Annotated in this window: 20 protein-coding genes; 12 read left to right on the top strand and 8 right to left on the bottom strand. The window is 58.4% G+C overall.

The features are described 5' to 3' along the window. The first annotated feature begins 104 nt into the window (after positions 1 to 104). From JHC09_RS09385 to JHC09_RS09370, 4 genes are read left to right on the top strand one after another with little or no spacing between them, the layout of a single operon-like run. Positions 105 to 1,430 (top strand): amidohydrolase, encoded by a 1,326-nt coding sequence (locus JHC09_RS09385; RefSeq protein ID WP_199531739.1) that lies wholly within the window; start codon positions 105 to 107, stop codon positions 1,428 to 1,430. Continuing rightward, positions 1,427 to 2,812, top strand: coding sequence for a M20/M25/M40 family metallo-hydrolase (locus JHC09_RS09380; protein WP_199531738.1), 1,386 nt, complete (start codon positions 1,427 to 1,429; stop codon positions 2,810 to 2,812). Before JHC09_RS09385 ends, JHC09_RS09380 begins: the two co-directional genes overlap by 4 nt. A 3-nt stretch (positions 2,813 to 2,815) precedes the next feature. Further along, complete coding sequence (locus tag JHC09_RS09375) at positions 2,816 to 4,618, top strand: adenine deaminase C-terminal domain-containing protein (protein WP_199531737.1); 1,803 nt, start codon at positions 2,816 to 2,818, stop codon at positions 4,616 to 4,618. Further along, positions 4,611 to 5,501 (top strand): nucleoside hydrolase, encoded by an 891-nt coding sequence (locus JHC09_RS09370; RefSeq protein WP_199531736.1) that lies wholly within the window; start codon positions 4,611 to 4,613, stop codon positions 5,499 to 5,501. Before JHC09_RS09375 ends, JHC09_RS09370 begins: the two co-directional genes overlap by 8 nt. Here the strand turns inward: JHC09_RS09370 and JHC09_RS09365 are convergent. Next, a complete protein-coding gene (locus tag JHC09_RS09365; protein ID WP_199531735.1) occupies positions 5,498 to 6,667 on the bottom strand; it encodes a M20 aminoacylase family protein in 1,170 nt (389 codons plus the stop codon). The genes JHC09_RS09370 and JHC09_RS09365 overlap by 4 nt on opposite strands. A gap of 74 nt (positions 6,668 to 6,741) precedes the next feature. Here JHC09_RS09365 and JHC09_RS09360 point away from each other — a divergent pair, with 74 nt between their 5' ends. Beyond that, positions 6,742 to 7,422: a phosphoribosyltransferase gene (locus tag JHC09_RS09360; protein WP_199531734.1), complete on the top strand. Its 681-nt coding sequence runs from the start codon at positions 6,742 to 6,744 to the stop codon at positions 7,420 to 7,422. Here JHC09_RS09360 and JHC09_RS09355 read toward each other — a convergent pair. Next, positions 7,419 to 8,669: a sensor domain-containing diguanylate cyclase gene (locus tag JHC09_RS09355; RefSeq protein WP_199531733.1), complete on the bottom strand. Its 1,251-nt coding sequence runs from the start codon at positions 8,667 to 8,669 to the stop codon at positions 7,419 to 7,421. The genes JHC09_RS09360 and JHC09_RS09355 overlap by 4 nt on opposite strands. A gap of 144 nt (positions 8,670 to 8,813) precedes the next feature. Continuing rightward, the gene (locus JHC09_RS09350) at positions 8,814 to 9,107 is read right to left on the bottom strand and encodes a metalloregulator ArsR/SmtB family transcription factor (protein WP_199531732.1); all 294 of its coding nucleotides are present in this window, start codon (positions 9,105 to 9,107) and stop codon (positions 8,814 to 8,816) included. 126 nt (positions 9,108 to 9,233) lie between these two features. Between JHC09_RS09350 and JHC09_RS09345 the strand changes: the two genes are divergently transcribed. The 4 genes from JHC09_RS09345 to JHC09_RS09330 are packed head-to-tail and all read left to right on the top strand — an operon-like array spanning position 9,234 to position 11,356. After that, positions 9,234 to 9,662: a YeeE/YedE thiosulfate transporter family protein gene (locus JHC09_RS09345; RefSeq protein WP_199531731.1), complete on the top strand. Its 429-nt coding sequence runs from the start codon at positions 9,234 to 9,236 to the stop codon at positions 9,660 to 9,662. Position 9,663: 1 nt separating this feature from the next. Further along, complete coding sequence (locus JHC09_RS09340) at positions 9,664 to 10,092, top strand: YeeE/YedE family protein (RefSeq protein WP_199531730.1); 429 nt, start codon at positions 9,664 to 9,666, stop codon at positions 10,090 to 10,092. Positions 10,093 to 10,112: 20 nt separating this feature from the next. After that, complete coding sequence (locus JHC09_RS09335) at positions 10,113 to 11,027, top strand: MBL fold metallo-hydrolase (protein WP_199531729.1); 915 nt, start codon at positions 10,113 to 10,115, stop codon at positions 11,025 to 11,027. Positions 11,028 to 11,032: 5 nt separating this feature from the next. Then, positions 11,033 to 11,356 (top strand): TIGR01244 family sulfur transferase, encoded by a 324-nt coding sequence (locus JHC09_RS09330; RefSeq protein ID WP_199531728.1) that lies wholly within the window; start codon positions 11,033 to 11,035, stop codon positions 11,354 to 11,356. Positions 11,357 to 11,428: 72 nt separating this feature from the next. Here JHC09_RS09330 and tal read toward each other — a convergent pair whose 3' ends face one another. After that, the gene (tal, locus tag JHC09_RS09325) at positions 11,429 to 12,373 is read right to left on the bottom strand and encodes a transaldolase (protein WP_169194821.1); all 945 of its coding nucleotides are present in this window, start codon (positions 12,371 to 12,373) and stop codon (positions 11,429 to 11,431) included. A gap of 360 nt (positions 12,374 to 12,733) precedes the next feature. Further along, positions 12,734 to 13,519, bottom strand: a complete 786-nt coding sequence (locus JHC09_RS09320) for an EAL domain-containing protein (RefSeq protein ID WP_248308954.1) — start codon at positions 13,517 to 13,519, stop codon at positions 12,734 to 12,736. Positions 13,520 to 14,043: 524 nt separating this feature from the next. Here JHC09_RS09320 and JHC09_RS09315 point away from each other — a divergent pair. From JHC09_RS09315 to JHC09_RS09305, 3 genes are all read left to right on the top strand, one after another. Further along, positions 14,044 to 14,712: a response regulator transcription factor gene (locus JHC09_RS09315; RefSeq protein WP_199531726.1), complete on the top strand. Its 669-nt coding sequence runs from the start codon at positions 14,044 to 14,046 to the stop codon at positions 14,710 to 14,712. Beyond that, complete coding sequence (locus tag JHC09_RS09310) at positions 14,709 to 17,168, top strand: extracellular solute-binding protein (RefSeq protein WP_210338139.1); 2,460 nt, start codon at positions 14,709 to 14,711, stop codon at positions 17,166 to 17,168. The genes JHC09_RS09315 and JHC09_RS09310 overlap by 4 nt, the downstream gene beginning before the upstream one ends. A 124-nt stretch (positions 17,169 to 17,292) precedes the next feature. After that, positions 17,293 to 17,463 carry a hypothetical protein gene (locus tag JHC09_RS09305; protein ID WP_169194732.1) on the top strand — a complete coding sequence of 57 codons (171 nt, stop codon included), beginning with the start codon at positions 17,293 to 17,295 and terminating at the stop codon, positions 17,461 to 17,463. Between the two features lie 64 nt (positions 17,464 to 17,527). Here the strand turns inward: JHC09_RS09305 and JHC09_RS09300 are convergent, their stop codons facing one another. Genes JHC09_RS09300 through JHC09_RS09290 form a run of 3 tightly spaced genes read right to left on the bottom strand, consistent with a single transcriptional unit; the run spans position 17,528 to position 20,516 of the window. After that, positions 17,528 to 19,075 (bottom strand): tripartite tricarboxylate transporter permease, encoded by a 1,548-nt coding sequence (locus JHC09_RS09300; protein WP_199531725.1) that lies wholly within the window; start codon positions 19,073 to 19,075, stop codon positions 17,528 to 17,530. Further along, the gene (locus JHC09_RS09295) at positions 19,075 to 19,575 is read right to left on the bottom strand and encodes a tripartite tricarboxylate transporter TctB family protein (protein ID WP_169194730.1); all 501 of its coding nucleotides are present in this window, start codon (positions 19,573 to 19,575) and stop codon (positions 19,075 to 19,077) included. Before JHC09_RS09295 ends, JHC09_RS09300 begins: the two co-directional genes overlap by 1 nt. Then, a complete protein-coding gene (locus JHC09_RS09290) occupies positions 19,572 to 20,516 on the bottom strand; it encodes a tripartite tricarboxylate transporter substrate binding protein (protein ID WP_169194729.1) in 945 nt (314 codons plus the stop codon). The genes JHC09_RS09295 and JHC09_RS09290 overlap by 4 nt, the downstream gene beginning before the upstream one ends. Between the last annotated feature and the right edge of the window lie 129 nt (positions 20,517 to 20,645).

Genomic DNA, 20,645 nt, shown 5'->3' with positions numbered 1-20,645 from the left:
CTCACCCGATGCTGCGCATCGACCTCTCCCCCAAAGGGAGAGGTGAAGAAAGGCACCGAAGTATTCCTTCCCCTTACGAGGGGCGGTGAAAAAGGACCAAAAGAATGACCACGCTGCTCACCAATGCTTTGATCGTCACGATGGACGATGCTCTTACGGTTCATGAGAGCGGCTGGGTGCGTGTGGATGGCGACACCATTACCGCGATTGGCTCGGGGCCAGCGCCAAAAGTGGATGGCGCCGAGGTGATCGATTGCAATGGCGATATCGTCATGCCGGGCATGGTCAATACGCACTGCCATATGGGCATGAGCGTGTTCCGTGGGCTGGGAGAAGATGTCGATGATCGGCTTTATCGCTATATTCTGCCGCTGGAGCGCACATTCGTTTCGCCCGAAATGGTCCGCATTGGGTCGGCCATGTCGGCACTGGAGATGATTGCGGGCGGCGTTACCACCGTCGCCGACATGTATTATTTTGAGACCCAAGTGGGCGATGTTTGCGACCGAGCTGGTTTGCGCGCCATTGTCGGGCAGACGCTGGCGGACTTTGATCCGCCGGACCACAAGACCTTTGATGAAGGTTTTGCGCGGGTTGAAGAGCTGGTCGAGCGCTTTGCAGGCCATGCTCTCGTAACCCCATCTATTGCGCCGCACGCTCCCTATTCCACGGGTTTGAAGACCATGGAACGCATTGCGGAGTGGTCGGCAGCGCATCCCGATGTGCCGGTGCAGATGCATTTGGCGGAGAGCACGCTTGAGGTGAATTGGGCGCGCGACACCCACGGCAAATCGACCGTCGCCGTGACGGCGGACGCTGGGCTGTTGAAGCCAAACCTGATCGCCGCGCATTGCTTGCAGCTCGATGATGCGGACATCGCAATGATGGCTGAGCATCAGGTTTGTGCGGTGACCAATCCGCGCTCAAACGGCAAGGCGGGACGCGGAATTGCGCCGGTCGAAAAGATGCGCAATGCGGGCATTCCGGTCGGCATTGGCTCGGATGGAGCGATGAGCGGGAATACGCTCGATCTGTTTTCCCAGTTCGCGCCGGCTTCAATGTTTGCCAAGCTGCTTGCTGGTTCGCGAAAACCGCTCCCCGCGCTCGAAATCATCAGAATGGCGACGATTGAGGGGGCGCGGGCGTTGAGCCTCAACCTCAAGACAGGCTCGCTTGAAGTGGGCAAGCAGGCGGATCTTATTCGCATTTCGCTGGCCGCGCCGCGCATGCACCCCATGTACGATCCCTACTCGGCGCTCGTGTTTGCCGCCATGCCGAGCGACGTGACCCACACCATGGTCGCGGGCCGCTGGCTGATGCGGGATCGAACAGTTCTCACCCTCGACACGGCGAAAACCGTGGCCGATGCCAACCAAATCGCCCGCCAGTTCAAAACGGAAATGGCGCGGCTGGATAGTCTCGCACAATGACCCATCTCGACGCTGTTCTTGCCCATGCCGATGCAAACCTTGAGAACAGCCTCGAGCGGCTGTTTGAGCTGATCCGCATTCCTTCGGTTTCGACGGAGCCGGAATATAAGGACGACGTGCGCCGTGCGGCGGAGTGGCTCCGGGACCAACTCGCAGAACTCGATTTTGACGCCAGCGTGCGGGACACAACTGGCCATCCAATGGTGGTTGGTCATGGGCCGAAAACGCCCGGCCCGCATGTGCTGTTTTATGGCCATTATGACGTGCAGCCGGTCGACCCGATTGAGCTTTGGAATACCGATCCGTTTGAGCCTTCGCTCTCCCCGCAGCCCGATGGCGAAACCCACATTCTGGGCCGTGGCGCATCGGACGATAAGGGGCAGCTGCTCACATTCGTTGAAGCCTGTCGCGCCTGGAAGGCAGTGACGGGGAGCCTGCCCATTCAGGTGTCGATGCTGTTCGAGGGCGAAGAAGAAGCCGGTTCGCCTTCGCTCGGGCCTTTCCTTGAAGCCAATGCGGACGATCTCAAGGCGGATACGATCCTCGTCTGCGACACGGATATGTGGGATCACGAAACCCCGGCGATCACCACCATGTTCCGAGGCTTCGTCTCGGAAGAGTTCGAGATCACGACGGCGGATCGTGATTTGCACTCGGGCATGTTCGGCTCGGCCGCGCGGAACGCGACCCAGCTTTTGGGCACGATCATCGGCAAGCTGCGTACTGATGATGGCGCGGTTGGCATTCCCGGATTTTACGACGGCGTGGAAGATCTTCCCGAAGCCAATAGACGCGAATGGGAACGGCTACCGTTCGACCCGGAAAAGTTTTTGGGCGATATTGGCCTTTCCATTCCGGCGGGCGAAGAGGGTCGCTCGGTGTTGGAGCAGGTGTGGGCGCGTCCGACGGCGGAAATCCACGGTGTATGGGGCGGCTATTCGGGTGAGGGTTTTAAAACCGTCATTCCGGCAAAGGCTGGCGCCAAGATTTCGTTCCGGCTCGTGGCCGGACAGGATCCGCACCGTATCCGTGAGCTGTTCCGCGACTTCGTGCGTAGCATGATCCCGGCCGATTGCTCGGTGAAGTTCAAGAGCTATGCGGCGGCCGAAGCGCAATCCATGTCGCTTGACGGCGCGCTGCTCCGCAAAGCGCAGGCGGCGCTGACGACGGAGTGGAACCGCGAGACCGCGCTGGCGGGTACAGGCGGCTCCATCCCTATTCTGGGCGAATTCAAGAACCGCCTGGGCATGGAATCTCTGCTCATCGGGTTTGCGCGCTTTGACAACCGCATTCATAGCCCGAACGAAAAATACGACCTCTCCAGCTTCCACAAGGGCATCCGCTCTTGGGTGCGCATCCTCCACGCTTTCTCGGAGCAATAACCTATGGCGATGATCACGCGCTTCTCTGTAAGCCCGCTCTATACGCAAATTACCCAGCTCGCGGCTGTTGCCGGGGGCCGTGCTGCAGCCGATGTGGTCATTACGGGTGCACGCGTGCTCTCGACCTATTCCGAGCGCATTCTCGACAATAAGGAAATCTGGCTCTCGGGCGGTCGTATCGCTGCGATCAAGCCAGCGGGCGCTTATAAGTCGGCACCGGCACCCAAGCACGTTTACGACGCCAAGGGCGGCATTATCGCGCCGGGTCTGGTGGACCCGCATATTCACATTGAAAGCTCGATGGTCACGGCCTGCGCATATGCGGAAGGCGCGCTGCTCAACGGCACGACCACCATTTTCTGCGACAGCCACGAAATCGGTAACGTCATGGACGTTGCAGGCGTTGAGGCCATGCTGGAAGATGCGCGTTTGGCGCCGCTCTCGATCTTCCTCACAGTGCCGTCCACGGTTCCGGCGACCTCGCCAGAACTCGAAACCGCTGGTGGCGATCTGACGCCTGAGAAGATCGGTGCGATCTTTGACAAATGGCCAGAAGCCGTGGCGCTGGGCGAGAAGATGGACTTTGTGCCGGTCGCTATGGGCGACCCGCGCTCGCACGCCATTATCGCGGAAAGCCTCAAGCGCGGCCGTCCGGTTTCGGGCCACGTCTATGGCCGTGAGTTTGTTGCGCCCTATGCGGCAGCAGGCGTGACCGACACGCATGAAGCGGTCGACAAGGACATTTCGGAAGATTTCCTTGAAGCCGGTATCTGGGTGTTCCTGCGCGGCGGCAACCCAGCGACGCCTTGGAACTCGATTGTTGACGCGATCAGGCCGATCACCGAAATGGGTGCGAGCCACAAGCGCTACGCGGTGTGCACCGACGACCGTGATGCGGACGATCTTCTTACATTCGGTCTCGACTGGGTGGTGCGAGAAGCCATTCGTTGCGGCGTAAAGCCAGAACAGGCTTGGGCCATGGGCTCGCTACACGGCGCGACCCGCTTTGGCATGGGCGATGAAATCGGTGGTCTGGGCGGCGGTCGTCGAGCTGACCTCGTGCTGCTCAATGACGATCTTAAGCCAGTCAACACCTGGTACGGTGGCGAGCTGATGGTCGAGGGTGGCAAGATCACATCGCTGCTCGATGAAACGCTGGAGCAGCGCTACGTCTATCCACGCGCGGCGTATAATACGGTCCATTTGCCAAAGGGCCTAAAGCTCACCCCAGAACTGCCAGCAGGTCCGGTGACGGCCAATGCTATTGGCATTGAAATGCCAGGCATCACCTTGCCCCATCGCAAGGTTGAAATCACCCCAACGGGCGACTGGGCGACAACACTCGAGAACCACGACCTCTGCTTCGTTACCGTGGTTGAGCGTCACGGCAAGACCAATGGCGGTATCGCCCATGGCTTCTTGCATGAGTTCAATCTCAAGGGCGGCGCGGTTGCGTCTTCGGTTGGACACGACAGCCACAACATCATCATCGCCGGCACCAATGAGGCCGACATGCAGCTGGCGCTCAAGACCATTGAAGACGCCAATGGCGGTATCGTTGTGGTCAAGGACGGCGCGGTGCTGTCCTTTGTAGCGCTGCCTGTCGCGGGTCTTATCTCCGACAAGCGCGTTCATGAGGTGGCGGAAGAAACCAAGGTTCTCAAGAAGGTCTGGGACGAGATGGGCTGCGCCATTCCGTATATGGGCTTCAACCTCATCCCGCTCTCGGTGATCCCGGAAATCCGCATCACGGACAAGGGTCTGGTAAAAGTTCCTGAAATGGTGATTCAGCCGTTCTATGACTAATCGCTCGGTTATTATCGACACCGATCCCGGTCTCGACGACGCAATCGCTGTGCTCTTTGCCTTTGGCAGTGAGCGTTTCAATGTTCTCGGCCTCGCTACTGTGGCCGGGAATATTGGGATTGAGCGGACCACAGCGAATGCTGCAAGCCTTGCGACCCTGATGGGTCGCGGGGATGTGGCGATTGCCCGAGGCGCAAACGCGCCGCTGGTGCGAAACGCTATCGATGAAGTGGCTATTCACGGCAATGACGGGCTCGGCGGGGTCACTTTAGCGCCCGGTCAGAATCCGGTTACTGCCCCGGCGCATCTGTGGATGGCTGAACAGCTGCGGGCAGCACCAGCAGGCTCCATCGATATTCTGGCTCTCGGCCCGCTGACCAATCTGGCTTTGCTCATTCAGCACGATCCGGAAGCGGCGCATCGGATTGGCCGTGTGATCGCTATGGGCGGCGCTATCGTTGAGAAGGGCAATGTCGGCCCGCGTTCGGAATTCAACTTTGCCGTTGATCCGGAAGCGGCGGAGATGGTGTTCGGCTTTGGGTTTGACCTGACGCTGATCCCGCTCGATGTGACGCGAAAAGTGCGGGCAGATGAGGGATACGTCGCATCCTTTAATGGCACGCCGCATGGCGACGTCGCCGCGAAATTGTTGGAAGCCTATTTCCTTGATGGCCGCCACAGCCGCCCGCTGCACGACCCTTGCGTCATGCTCTATGCGCTGGAGCCGACGATTTTCGGGATTGAAGAGCTGACCATCGCGCTTGATCTCACGGATGATCCGGGTGCGCTGGTGGTCTCGAACGCAGGCGTGCCGTTAAAAGTCGCCATGACGGTGGATGTGCAGAAGACGCTTGATCTCCTGCACTCCGGTTTCGTTTCTTAAGCCGACAGATCCTGCTCGGCGAGCGTTGCCCAATAGCGCGCGCCGGTCAGGATCGCGTCGTCGTTAAAATCGTAGCGGGAGTTGTGGTGCAAAGCGCCGTCTTGCGCAGGGCCATTGCCCAGCCAGACATAGCACCCAGGCACGCGATTGCCGAACTCAGCAAAATCATCGCCAGCCGTGGACGGCGGGAAATCCGTCACCACGGCGCGGCCTGTCGCGGCTGTTGCCGCCTTGTGTGCACGGGCGGTGACCTCGGCATTGTTCACAACAGGCGGAATACGGCGATTGAAGGTGTAGTTCACCTCAATGCCGAAGCTCGCGGCGACGCCATGGGCGAGCCGGCCGATTTCTGCTTCGAGCTGATCGCGCACCGCAGGGGTGTAAGCGCGGGCGGTGCCGCCGATGCGGACGACATCTGGAATGACGTTGAGCGCTTTGAAATCACCTGCCGATAGGGCGCAGGCGCTGACCACCGCGGGCTGGAGTGGATCGACAACGCGCGCCACAATGGTGTGGAGCATGGTGAGGAAATGGGCGGCAGCGGTAACCGCATCCTTGCCCAAATGCGGCTTGGCGCCGTGGGTACCAACACCAGTGAAGGCGACTTCCCAGCTGTCCGACGAGGCCAGTTGCGGGCCGGTCACGACAGCCATTTCATCGGTGGCAAGACCGGGCATGTTGTGGAGGCCATAGACGGCGTCGCAGGGGAAGAGGTCGAAGAACCCATCTTCGATCATCGCCTTCGCCCCACCGCGACCTTCTTCAGCGGGCTGGAAGATGAAGTGGACAGTGCCGTCGAAATTCTTGGTGCGGGCGAGATAGCGTGCGGCTGCGAGCAGCATGACGGTATGCCCGTCGTGGCCGCAGGCGTGCATGGTGTTGGGCGTGGTGGATTTGTACTCGCGGTCGGCAAGCTCGGGCATAGCGAGCGCATCCATATCGGCACGGAGGCCGATGGAGCGGGTACCATTGCCGACTTTAAGGGTGCCAACGACGCCGGTTTTGCCCAGGCCGCGATGGACGGCTATGCCGACCTCCGCGAGTTTGTCGGCGACGATGCCGCTGGTGCGCACTTCCTCAAAGCCAAGTTCGGGGTGGGTGTGCAGATCGCGCCGTAGGGCGATCATGTCATCAAGTTCGAACGGGGCGTTATCGAGGTGTTCCATTGGCTCAAGAGTCTGGGTAAAGGTGCTGGCACATTGCGTTATTCGGAACGCAGCGACAAGAAAAGAGACGCGCTTTGCCCCTAGAACCGCATCACTTCTGGCAGGAGGTTTTCCCAGCTGGCACGCACGCTAAGGGTGAGAGCTATACCGGCTTTTATCCGGCGGAGTTTGCGGATGGGCGTCAGCTCGCCCTGCCCTTGCGCGTGCTGCCCGGCGACGGGACGCGGGCGGTGTCGTCGCTGATCGTCAATCAGGCGAGTTTTGTGGTGGAGGATGCGCTCGCGCAAGGCATGGCGGACCTGATCGCGCCGTATGATGTCGATGCCGTGATCGGTGTGCCGACGCTGGGCTTGCCGTTGGCCAATAACGTGGCACGGCGGCTGGGGCACGCCAGAATGGTGCCACTGGGGACGTCGCGAAAATTTTGGTATGTCGACGAGCTGTCGGAGCCGCTGAGCTCGATTACCAGCCCGACCCATGCCAAGACCATATTTATCGATCCGCGTATGGTGCCACTGGTTGAGGGCAAGCGCGTGTGTCTGATCGACGATGTGATTAGCTCGGGCTCTTCGATGGTGGCGGTGCTGCGCCTGCTGGAAAAGGCGGGTATTGAGCCCGTGGTGATTGCAGCGGCAATGCTGCAATCGAACCGGTGGAAAGACGGGCTGGCGCGGTATCAAGACCGCATCGTCGCCCCGCTCAAGTCTCCGCTGTTTGGAAAGACCGAAGACGAGCGCTGGGCGCCGATTACTTAGCCTTTGGGCGTGTCCAGATAGACCATTTCTACGGCACCGACACTGCGCTTGAGCAGCTTGCAATGATATTGCTCGGTCGAGCCTTTGATCCGCAGATCAAAATGTTCGGGCAGGACAGTGGTCAGGGCCAGTGTCGCTTCAGCGCCGTCGTCCCATAGGCTGCGAATGGTGCAATCATAGGTCGAACGGCCATCGTTGAAGATGATCTGACCGGCCTTAAGCACGCGACGCCGATTGAGCTTGGCTGCTTCATCGGGCTTTGGCGCAAGGTGGACACGATCTCGTCCCGTCCGCTTGGCCGTATAGAGCGCCGCATCGCTGCGCGCGATCAGCGCTTCAATGTCGTCGCCGGGAACCAGCGATGCCACACCGAAAGACGACGTTACTGAAATGGGCGGGCGGCTGTGTGGAAAACGCAGCTTTTTGACAACCTGGCGCAGCTTTTCCGCGACATCCATAGCTGTCGCTTCTTCAGTCTGCGGCAGAAGCACGGCAAACTCTTCGCCACCGAGGCGGCCCACAATATCGCTCTGACGCAGCGTCTCTTTGAACGCCTTCACGACGCCGGTGAGAACCTGATCGCCAGCGGCATGACCGTAGGTGTCGTTGATCTGCTTAAAGTGGTCAATGTCGAGCGAGATGCAGCTCAGCGGCGCGTTGTTACGGTTCGATAGCGAAATATGCTTTTTCGCTTCTTCCTTGAAGGAACGGCGGCTGCTGGCGCCAGTCAGAACGTCGGTGATCGCTTCCTGCCGCAGTTCCAGGCCCTGCATGACCAAGGCTGCGAGGTGACGGAGGATTTCCATCTCGCGTGGGCCGAAGGTTCGTTTTTTCGTGTCGACAGCGCAGATGGTTCCGACCATCAGCCCCTTCGAGGTGAAGATGGGTGTGCCCGCGTAAAAGCGGATGTATGGCGCGCCGACGACTTTCTCGTGGTCAGCGAAACGAGCGTCTTCGGTCGCGTCATTGACGATGACGGTATCGCCCGCTTCGAGCGTGAAGCGGCAAAAGGCGCTATCCAAGTCCTGCTCGGTATTGGTCATGCCGACAGAGGCTTTGTACCACTGACGATGCGCGTCGATCAGGGTTACAAGCCCGATGTCGACGTCGAAAACCAAGCGGATCAGGTCTGAAATTCGGTCGAAAGCCGGTTCGCGCGGACTGTCCAAGATATCCAAGGCATGAAGCGCGGCGAGGCGACTATTGTCACCGCTGACATCCTGCCAGCACTGTGTAGGCGACGACATGCGACCTCCATGCCCTAAAGACCACAAACGGACCAATCGCTTGCTCAATGCGCAAGCCGCTAGCACAGTTGGCGCAGCGTCAAAAGTCTAACTGAGAATGCTTTCGGGTCCGTGAAGGCATTTGCGCAGATGATCCACACCCAATTAAGCGCAGTAAATCTCATAGAGCGTGGTGAGAAGACGCGTGACGTTCTCGGACGAGAGCCGATAGTAGATCGTCTGGCCATCGCGCCGGGTTTTCACGAGGCCTAAGGCGCGCAGCTTTGAGAGATGTTGGGACAGCGGCGACTGCTCCAGGCCCACGAGCTTGGCCAGATCGCTGACGCTGCGCTCTTGATGCAAGAGGTTACACAGGACCAGTAGGCGCTTTGGATTTGCCATGGCGGTGAGCAGTTGCGCGGCTTCTTCAGCGCGTGGCTCAAGTGCCACCATGTCCATTGGCTTCTCCGACGCGTTCGGGATAGCGCTTTCCTGAGTTGACATATTAGGACATTCGAATATATTGATCCACTGAACATTAGCGGTTTCGCATAGACGCCGCGCTTTTGCAACTTTGGATGGCCGATGATCACCCAGTTCACCCCTATTGAGGCTCTATTGGGCGGCAGCCTGATTGGCCTTAGCGCTGTGCTTCTCATGGCATTTCATGGCCGTATCGCTGGCATGACCGGCATTTTGGCAGGAGCGATCATGCCAAAAGGAGACGCCGGTTGGCGTGTTGCCTTCCTACTCGGCGCCATCGCTGCCCCTCTGCTGTTGACGCTCGTTACAGGCAGCCCCTTGCCGTTCGCGGCCGACTTCCCGGCCTGGGCGATTGTTCTGAGCGGTTTGCTCGTTGGCGTAGGCGTGACCTTTGGCGGCGGCTGCACCTCGGGACATGGCGTTTGCGGCATAGCGCGGTTGTCGACCCGTTCGATCGTTGCAACGGTGACGTTTATGGCGACAACGCTGATCACCGTCTTTGTTATTCGCCACGTGCTCGGAGGCTTCTAATATGATCCGCATTCTGTCTGCTGGTCTTATCGGCCTCGTTTTCGGCGCTGGAATTGTGATTTCGGGCATGGGTAATCCAGCCAAGGTGCTCAATTTCTTCGACGTATTCGGCACTTGGGATCCGAGTTTGATGCTGGTGATGGGATCTGCCCTCGCTGTCACATTCATTGGCTATCGCTTTGTGCTCAAACGCCCGATGCCCGTGTTTGACAAAGTGTTTCACCTGCCGACGAAAACCACCATCGATAAGCCTCTGGTGATTGGCTCGGCAGTGTTCGGCATTGGTTGGGGGATCGCGGGATTTTGTCCGGGCGGAGCCATTCCGGCGCTCGGCTCAGGCAACATCCAACCGTTTATCTTCGTTATGGCCATGATCGCAGGTATCGCCGCGACCACCGTCTTACGCACACGCGCCACCAAGGCGGCGTAAAGTTAGATTGAGAGACTAAAATGACTGCTGCCCCGATCCCGTTCACGCCGGACCTCAGGGTGAAACCAGACGTCGTCGCCTTCTTCGATGATGACTCCAACACCATCAGTTACGTGGTCAAAGACCCCAATTCGAACGCCTGCGCTGTGGTCGACAGTGTGATGGACTTTGACTACGCCTCGGGTGCCATTTCTTATGAAAGCGCAGATGAGATCATCGCGTTCATCACGGAAAAGGGCTGGACCGTTGAGTGGCTGATCGAAACCCATGTCCACGCCGACCATTTGTCTGCGGCGCCCTATATTCAGGGCAAGCTCGGCGGCCAGCTTGGCATTGGCGACCAAATTTCGGTGGTGCAGGACACGTTTGGGAAGATCTTCAACGAAGGGACGGAGTTCCAACGTGATGGCTCGCAGTTTGACCGTCTGTTCAAGGACGGCGACAGCTATCAGATCGGGACTCTGACGGCTTACACCCTGTTCACACCCGGCCATACGCCTGCGGATATGGTGCATGTGATTGGCAATTCTGCCTTTGTCGGCGACACTCTCTTCATGCCGGATGGTGGCTCGGCGCGTGCGGATTTTCCGGGCGGAGACGCGCGCACACTCTATCGCTCAATCCAGCGGCTGTTGCAGCTTCCGGACGAGTTACGTCTGTTTATGTGCCACGACTATGGACCGAATGGGCGCGACATCCGTTGGGAAACCACTATTGGCGAACAGCGGGAGTTCAATATCCACGTCGGTAAGGGCACAACGGAAGATGAGTTTGTGGCGATGCGTGAAGCGCGCGATGCCACACTCTCGATGCCGCGCCTAATCATCCCCTCGCTGCAGATCAATATGCGCGCCGGTCATCTGCCCAAAGCCGAAGACAATGGCACGAGCTATTTAAAAGTGCCCCTCAACGGGCTCAATAAGAAGAAGGATTAAGTTTGATGAACATCAAGATTGTTGACGAACGCTTTGGTCAGACCGGGCAGATCCAGACTTCCGACATCCCCGAAATCGTCGCCGCAGGCTATAAGGGTATTGTGTGCGCGCGTCCGGACGATGAAGACCCAAATCAGCCAAGCTTTGACGACATCGCCGCAGCAGCGAGCGCAGCCGGACTGCAGGCCTTTCATGTTCCGGTGTCGGGCCCACTCGGCGAAGGACAGTTGATCAAGTTCACCCAGGCCCTTGAGGCCATTGATGGCCCAGTGCTCGGTTATTGCCGCTCTGGCGGCCGTGCCGGCAGTCTTTACGCTGCAACGCGCTAAAGCTTAGCTAGACAAAACAAAACGGCGGCCCGGTTTCCCGAGCCGCCGTTTAATATTTACAGCAGAAGCGACTTAGCGCGCTGCGATCTTTTCGTTGATTAGAGCGTAGAGCTTCTTGGTGTCGGCGTTGAAGTTGCGGATGCCTTCCGAAAGCTTTTCGGTGGCCATTGCGTCTTCATTGAGCGCCCAGCGGAACTTGGCTTCCGTCAGATCGATTTTGGCAGGCGAGCCCTTAGCGCCGTCGAGCGCACGTGGCAGTTCACCGGTGTCTGCAGCAAGCTGTTCGAGCAGCGCTGGCGCGATGGTGAGACGATCGCAACCAGCGAGGGCTTCGATCTGGCCGGTATGGCGGAAGGAAGCACCCATCACGATGGTCGGGATGTTGTGCGCCTTGAAATATTCGTAGATGCCGCGAACCGAAATGACGCCCGGATCCTGATCTGGGGTGTAGGTCTGGCCCGTCGACTTGGAGAACCAGTCGGTGATACGGCCAACGAATGGCGAGATCAGGAACGAGCCAGCGTCCGCGCAAGCAATAGCCTGAGCCTGCGAGAAGACGAGGGTCAGGTTACAATCAATGCCAGCCTTCTGCAGAGCGCGGGCGGCAGTGATGCCTTCCCAGGTCGCAGCGAGCTTGATGAGAATGCGGTCCTTGGAAATGCCACGGGCAGCATAGGCGTCGATGATCGCCTTGGCCTTTGCTTCAGATGCGACAGCATCAAAGGACAGGTCAGCGTCAACTTCGGTGGAGACGCGACCGGGAACGAGTTCGGCAAGGGCTGCGCCGACGTCGATGGTCAGGCGGTCAGCAATCTTGGTAACGGCATTGGCTTCGCCAGCGAGCGCGCCGACAGCTTCATCGAAATGCGAAGCAAAGGCTGGGCTCTGAAGTGCCTTCAGCACGATAGAGGGATTGGTGGTGCAATCCTGAGGTACAAATTTGCGCACCGCTTCCAGATCGCCTGTATCGGCGACAACCACCGACATTGACTTCAACTGTTCAAGCTTACTTGTCACCATCAACTCCGGGACTCTTTGCGTTCACTGCTCTGGCCGTAAGACCAAGCTCCGAGGAGAGCAATATCTCAACCGCTTCACTGTGCAAGTCGGTCATCCGCCGCCTCGTCCACTTGCAACGCGTTTATATGTGCATTGTAGCGGCAAGCGGGGGATGATGCACCCCATAAAGATAGGAAAGTGTTTGTCGATTTTTTAGCCAGAATAGCCAAATTTGGCGCGAAGTTCGCTAGAATTTGGCGCGTTGGAGCCCTACGAGCGCACTATATCGTGCGGTGCGGTGATCTCTTGGGAGCGCGCATTGATCGCATCGCCGGCCGATCTGGATTTCCTCGAGACGGAATGCTGGGACCGCTCCCGTTACTGGCTTACGCCAAACCCTTGAATCCACGAAATTCCCGCCATGAATGCAGTGTTCCGATCGAATTCGGTTTCTATGCCTTCAAGAACCAGAACGCCGCCAAAGGCGCGCAGGTCTTGAGCGACGCCGCGCAGTTCGATGGCCGCAGGTTCTCCCTGTCGCGCATTCCGCGTGTAGTGGCCGTTGATTTTCACGATATCAGGTCGGATTTGCACCAAGCGCTCTGGCGTGCTGTGACCTGCGCCATAGTCATCCAGCGCGATCTTGATACCGCGTGAGCGCAAGGCTTGGATGAAAGCGCCATAGCCAGGCGCTAGGGCCGCCGTTTCTGTGACCTCGACCACCAAGCGGTTAGCAACGCCTTCGTGTGCATCGACCAGCGCAAAAAACTCGCCCCATTGGTCGTCGAGGACAGCGCTGTTGGCAGAAATATTGACGCCAAGACGCGCCTCGGGCTGATCAATCAGCCACTGCACCACTGTCAGCGCCACGAAATGATCAATCGGGCGGATGCGACCAAGTCGCTCTGCGGCCGCAATCCCTATGAATAGCGATGGACCGTTCAATGCACCAGCACAACGGCGCAAGAGACATTCATGATAGAGCGTGTGTTGCGGGTCATCTCGTAAATGAATGCCCTGTTGCACAAGCGTCAGACGGCCAGCCGACAAATCGGCCAAGAGGCGATCCGCCGCTACCGATTCACTTACATCTGCCTCTGAGACCGTCGCCGGAATGACTGTGTTGTGATGACAATCCGAAACGGCTCCATTGCCGTTTTTCATCGACAACTCGTCCTCCACTGAGGAGGCGCAGACTATGCGCCTCAAAACTCTTAAAACTATATTCGGGCCGCAATATCTCAACACTTCGGTGAGTAGACATCGGTGGCGACGCATTGCGACGAGCGTGGTCACACTAACGATTTACATCTATTTTTCCCGCCACACCAGAACCCTATTCAATATATCTCAGAGTATATCAGGATGAATACCTACCAGCGACGAAAAGTCCACTTGCAGAAATAGTTGCAACAAACACAGAGAGAAGAAACTACAGTCAAATTCGCGCCGGATTACCGCTCGCCTGCAGCTACGCAACTATCCACTGGAGCCGCAGATGACGAGGCAAAGATGGCACTTTCAGGCTTTGCGAGCGATTTTTATCCAGACGGATCGGCATTCTTTTCGCCGTTAAGGCAAAGTTCTCACAAGGCCATAAGGACGGCATATGGCTATCAAAAACAACCCGCTAACCCGATCCAAATCACACGAAATGCGCTAGTATACATGCAGGGAGACTCTGGCGCATGCGTATACTGCTGGTGGAAGATAACGAGGACCTTGGGGAAGCTATCGAACAGCGCCTACGCAATGCGGGCCATTCGGTGGAATGGGTCAAGGACGGAGCGGACGTGGTGGCCACGGCCGAGAGCGATGCTTTCGATGTGGTCGCACTGGATTTGATGCTACCCAATAAGGACGGCATTACCGTGATCGCAGAACTGCGGAAGCGGCGGTTTAGCGCGCCAGTATTGGTCATGACCGCGCGGTCTGAGATCGACGACAAGGTCTCGATCCTTGACCTTGGGGCGGACGACTACATCGTCAAACCCTTCGATTTGCGAGAGCTGGAAGCGCGTCTGAGGGCCTTGCTGCGTCGATCTGGCGGGCAAACCTCAAGCCTGGTGGAAGTGGGCAATCTCACCCTTGATGTGGCGGGCATGCATGCACTGATCGGAGGCACGCCGGTGGAACTCGGGCGCCGCGAGTTTCGCTTGCTGGAAATTTTGATCGTCAACATTGGTAAGGTGGTGGCGAAAGAACGGCTCATGAACCAGCTGTTCAGCTTCGATGAAGGCGTATCCATCAACGCGCTGGAATTGCACATTTCGCGCCTGCGCAAGAAGCTGGCAGAAGCGTGTATCGAAATCGGCACTGTCCGCGGCGTTGGCTATATCGCGCGAGTTGTATCTTGAGCACAGACTTGCCTGTACGACGGTTTTCCATCCACAAGCGCATCTTCATTCTGGCGATATGCCTCTTATTGGCTTCGTCGCTGAGCCTGATCGTCTTCATTCGGGACTATTCCGAACGCGCAGCGGACCGCGCCTTTGATCGCCTTCTGGCGGCCTCTGCTCTGACAATCGCGGGCGCTGTTCAGGTGGAGAATGACGATGTTATCGTCGAACTGCCTTTCGCTGCTTTTGCCATGTTCTCTGGTCAAGACCGGGTGTTCTACGCTGTAGAGGACCCCGATGGGCGCACCGTGACGGGCTATGATGATCTCGCCCAGTTCATGCGCGAGACGACAGAGGCAGTGCCGCTATTCCATGACGTGTCCTATCGTGGGGAGTTGGTGCGTGTCGCCAGTGTGGGGCGGTTGATATCGACCCCAACGGACACGGGTTGGGTAACAATCCATGTGGCAGAGACCCAGCGACAGCGAGAGGCCTTGGCGGCAGAAATTCTCTCCAATGCCGTGCTGCCTGTGGTGGCGTTGACGCTCCTCGCGATCGGTCTCGTTTGGTTCGGCATTTCGCGCATGTTTGCGCCACTGACCCAGCTGGAACACAATTTGCGCGCGCGTCGTCCGGAGGATTTGGATCCGGTGGATTTGCCTGTGCCGGTGGAAGTCGATCATCTGGTGGTGGCGCTGAACGGGTTTATGGCGCGGCTGCGCAATGCCATGGAACGTGTGTCGGGCCTTGTGGCGGAAGCGGCCCATGAAGTGCGCACGCCTCTCGCCTCCATCCGCGCCCAAGCAGAGGTGGCGCTGGAAGAACAAGACCCGAAAAAGCTTCGGCAGCGGGTCGCGCGTATTCACGGTAGCGCGGTGCAGGCCAGCCAATTGGTCAATCAGTTGCTGATGGAAGCGACCGTTTCCCATCGGCTGGATAATCATGAGGGCAGCACAACGTCGATTGCTGCTCTGGTCGACGAAGTGGTGACCCGATTGGATGAAAAGCAGAGCGCGCGTGTGGGCGTGAGCATTTCCCCTGCCGCTGCGCTCGCGACGATACCGGGCGACCGCGTGGCATTACGCGAGATGCTGCGCAATGTAGTCGATAATGCTCTGACCTATTCCGATGGGCCCATCGACATCGCCGTAACCAACTCAGAGAGCGATGTCGTCTTGCGCGTGCTTGATCGCGGACCGGGGCTGGAAGCGCATGAGAAGAACCAAGTGATGGGCCGCTTTAAGCGGGGTAAAGCCAGTGCGGGCAAGGTCGGATCGGGGCTCGGATTGTCCATCGTCGCGCGCGTGGTCGAAGCGCATAAGGGGCAGCTAACACTGAAAGATCGCTCGGAAGGTGGATTGAACGTCGAGATGAAGTTTCCCATGCCAAAGAACCATTTGACGCAATGGACTTGGGTTGTCGGCGTGGTTTTAGCCGTCAGTCTAATCCCCATCGTGTCGCCACTGGCGGGGTCGACCCGGTATCCTGCACTCGATGAAACCAGCCCTACGGTTCTGACCATTGTAGGGGTAACCGATACCCCGCTCTTTGCGCATTTTATAGAACGGTTCCAGCAGCTGCATCCGCAGGTCGAGGTGCACTATGAGGAAATGGCATCCCTGCCCCTTTATGAGGCCTTCCTCGATGGTACGATCATAGAAGGCACCGACCTCATCATCAGCTCGGCATCGGACTTGCAGGTCAAGCTGGCTAATGATGGCTATGCGCTGGCCTATGACAGCCCCTATCTCGGCGCGCTGCCGGATTGGGCGCATTGGCGCAACGAGGTTTTCGGGTTCACGTTTGAGCCCGCGGTGACGATCTATAATCCCGATTTGGTCGCTGCAGAGGAAGTGCCACGCACCCATCTCACTCTGGCAGAACTGCTCGAAGCGCAGGCGGAGAGATTTTCCGGGCGCATCTCGACCTATGACATCGCCCTATCAGGTGTGGGTTATTTGTTGGCTGCGCAGGACCAGATGATATCATCGACCTTCTGGCGATTAGCTACCGCTTTTGGACGGGTTGGCGCGGAGTTTTCGGGATCGAGCCCGGCCATCTTGAACGGCGTTGCTGAGGGACGCCTGGCGCTGGGGTTCAATGTCCTGGGGTCCTATGCCTTTGCTCGCAAAGCGGAGGGAGCCAATATCGAAATCGTGGTGCCAGACGATTATGTATTGGTCCTGACACGCTCGATGTTCATCCCGCAGACGGCGGACCACACCGATCTTGCCAAGGCGTTTGTCGACTTTGCGCTATCGCCCGACGGGCAAGCTGTGGCAGCGGGCCCGACCGCGCTTGGCTCGGTTATTCCCAATAGCGACGGCGAATGGTCGAGCGAGACGATTGCTGCGCTCGGGCGCGGCGTGATCCAGCCTATTCCACTGGGACCGGGACTGCTCGTTTCTCTCGATACGCTGCGGCGCCAAAGGTTTTTGACAACCTGGCAGGAGATCGTGTCGCCAAAGAACTAAGCAAGGCCAAGCGCTCAGTGCATGGCTGTTTTGAGCAAAGGCCCGGTACTCTTGGGCGGAAAGCAACCTATCTTAAGGGCATGCAACGTCCCGTGAATGTCACGGGCCCAGAAAGGATAGACCGATGAGCACCGCCCGCAAGAACAAGTTCTTTGCGACCCTCGACACCTTTGTGACCGTATTCGGCAGCGCTGCTGCAGTTTCGGCAGCTGTTGAAGGCGGACGCGCACCGAAGGCTAAGCACCTCAACGCATTGGGCATTGACCCAGCGCAGTTCGAGAGCATCCGCCGCTAAGGCTAGAGAGCCTTTCCTCGCAGAAGAATTAAGCCCGGCTGATCACTCAGCCGGGCTTTTGTTTTTAGTCTTCGTCGCTGGCGAGGCTGCCGAGCACTTGCCCCTTGCCTTTGAGGCGGAAGTACATGGGCACAGCCACCGCGATAAAGGCCGCCACATAGAGCACGATGGCGATTGGCGAGGCGAAGAGATAGCCAATGTCGCCTTGGCTGATCGCCAGCGCCCGGCGCAATTGCTGCTCGGCCATAGGGCCGAGAATAAGCCCGACCACCACCGGCGCGATTGGATAGCCAAAGCGGCGCAGGATGTAACCCAAGACGCCAAAGACCAAGAGCAGCACCAGCTCGAACGAGATGCGAACGGGGCCAATGCCCATGGACATTGCCCCATTGGCGCCGAGTGTACCCAGTGTCGCGAACACCAGAATGCCGCCGTAGAGCCAAGGCTTTGGCACGGTGAGGAGTTTCACCCAGAGACCAATCAGCGGCAGGTTGAGAACCAGCAGCATGAAGTTGGCGACCAGAAGCGAAGCAATCAGCGCCCAGACGAGGCTGGAGTTGTTGGTGAACAGCAGCGGGCCCGGCTGCAGACCGAACTGCTGGAAGCCCGCCAACATAATCGCAGCGGTTGCTGTGGTCGGCAGGCCGAGCGTCAGCAGTGGCACGAGCGTACCCGCTGCGGAGGCATTATTGGCCGCTTCCGGGCCAGCGACACCCTCGATGGCGCCATGGCCGAACTCTTCCGGCTTTTTGGCAAAGGACTTTTCGGTGCTGTAGGAGAGGAAGCTCGCGACGTCCGCGCCACCCGCAGGCATGGCCCCGATTGGAAAACCGATGGCCGTGCCGCGTAGCCACGGCGCCCAAGACCGTTTCCAATCCTCAATCGTCATCCAGACAGAGCCTTTGACGGCCATCACCTGAGCGTTGACCTGATCGCGATCCGATGCGGTTTTGAGTGTTTCCCCTATGGCAAAGAGCGCAACTGCAAGGGTGGTGACCTCGATGCCGTCGAGCAAATCCATGACGCCAAAGGCGAGCCGGGTCTGACCCGATTGAAGATCGATACCGATCAGGCCCAAGCCGAGACCAATGAACAGCGCGGTTAGCCCGCGCAGCGCACTATCGCCAAAGGCGGCCGAGACGGTGACGAAGGCCAGAACCATCAGTGCGAAATAGTCGGCAGGGCCAAAGGCGAGCGCGAATTTCACGACGAATGGAGCGATGAAGGCTAAGCCAAGGGTCGCCAAGAGACCGGCGACGAACGAGCCAATCGCGGCCGTGGCGAGAGCAGGACCACCCCTGCCCTTGCGGGCCATTTTATTCCCCTCAAGCGCGGTGACGATGGACGCACTCTCGCCGGGGGTATTGAGCAGGATGGAGGTGGTGGAGCCGCCATACATGCCGCCATAATAAATGCCCGCAAACATGATCAGCGAACCTGCCGGATCAAGCTTGTAGGTGACGGGCAAAAGCAGCGCGACGGTGAGCGCAGGGCCGATGCCGGGCAGAACACCAACGGCCGTGCCGAGGGTTACGCCGATGAGCGCGTAAAGCAGGTTATGCACCTGCATCGCGGCCATAAGACCTTGGGCGAGAAGTTCGAATGTGTTCATCAGACGAAACTCCCCGTCGTTAGAAACCGCTCAAGCACGCCCATGGGGAGCGAGAGTTGCAGCCCCTTGGCGAAGATGAACCAGACGACAAAGGCAAAAACGATGCCGATAGGGATGGTTTGCCAAAGCGGACCGCGGCCAAAGGCTTTTGCCGTGAAGGCAAAAAGAAGACCTGTAGCGATCGAGAAACCAGCCGTTGAGAGCAGGAGTATCTGTGCGACGAGACCGCCAACCACCCAAAGGATCGGACCGATGTCGTCTTTACTGCGTTCTGGGAAACCATTTCGTGCAGCGGAGATAAATGTCCCCACGGAGAGCAGCGCCAACCCGGTCGCGATGACATAGGGGAAGACGTGCGGACCCATTTTTTGCTGAATGGGCGGTATGCGCATCTGGCTGGTTTGCCAGAAGATCACAGCAGAAATGATGGCGAGGATGACGCCGATAATAAGCGCCGCCCCATCGGGGCGACGCGTCGGCTGTGGTGAGCCGTTGATCATTGGACGAGGCCAATGTCTTTCAGAATGGCTTCGGTGGCAGAAATATCTGCTTCGAGCTGAGCGGTGAAAGCATCGCCATCGAGATAGGTGTCGACCCAACCGCGGCTTTCAAGAGCGGCCTTCCATGTTGCGGATTCGGCCATCTTCTTAATGTCGGCAGTGATGGTCGCCTTCTGCTCATCGGTGATGCCGGGTGCAGCTGCAACCATGCGCCAGTTCTGAACAGCGGTATCAACGCCAGCTTCCTGAAGGGTTGGCGCATCAAAGCCTGGAACGCGGGTGTCGGTCGAAACAGCCAGGAGGCGGAGATCGCCAGTTGCGATTTGCGACGCAAATTCGCTGATACCGGAAACGCCAACAGTCACCTGATTGCCGAGGATAGCAGCGAGCGCTTCGCCACCGCCGGAATAGGCAATGTAGTTTACCTGGGTCGGATCGACGCCAACGGCTTTGGCGATGAGACCTGCAGTGATGTGGTCAGCGCCACCAGCAGAACCACCAGCCCAAGACACGCCACCTGGGTTCTCCTTAAGCTTAGCGACGAGGCCCGCCATGTCCTGAATGTCGGACGCGCCGGGAACGACGATACCAACAGCTTCACCAGTGAGGCGCGCAATTGGGGTCACATCAGCAAGCGTGACGGGCGATGCGTTGGTGAGGATCGCACCAACCATCACATAGCCACCGACGATCAGAGCATTGGCATTGCCAGATTCCTGCGTGGCGAACTGGGCAAGACCAATGGTGCCGCCTGCGCCCGGTACGTTGGTGACCTGCACGTTAGCCGAGATACCATCAGCAACGAGTGCTTCTTGCATGGTACGGGCCGTCTGGTCCCAACCACCGCCCGGCGCGGCCGGAGCGATGATAGAATAGTCAGCTGCAAATGCAGGTACGGCCATAGCGCTGGTGACCAGCGCTGCTAAAAATAGCTTGTTCATGGTTCCTCCCTAGAACAATAGCGAACGTTTTTCGTCCGTCCCTCAGCTTACGGCGCAGAGTCTGTCAGCGTCCTGTCATCCTCCCTCCCCGGCCGTAATCCGCAAACGGGGCGATCTCTTCGATCCAGA

The organism is Devosia sp. MC532 (assembly GCF_016461625.1).
Lineage (GTDB): Bacteria > Pseudomonadota > Alphaproteobacteria > Rhizobiales > Devosiaceae > Devosia.
Note: the sequence above shows the minus strand (reverse complement) of the source record. Positions and strands in the feature narration are given on the sequence as shown.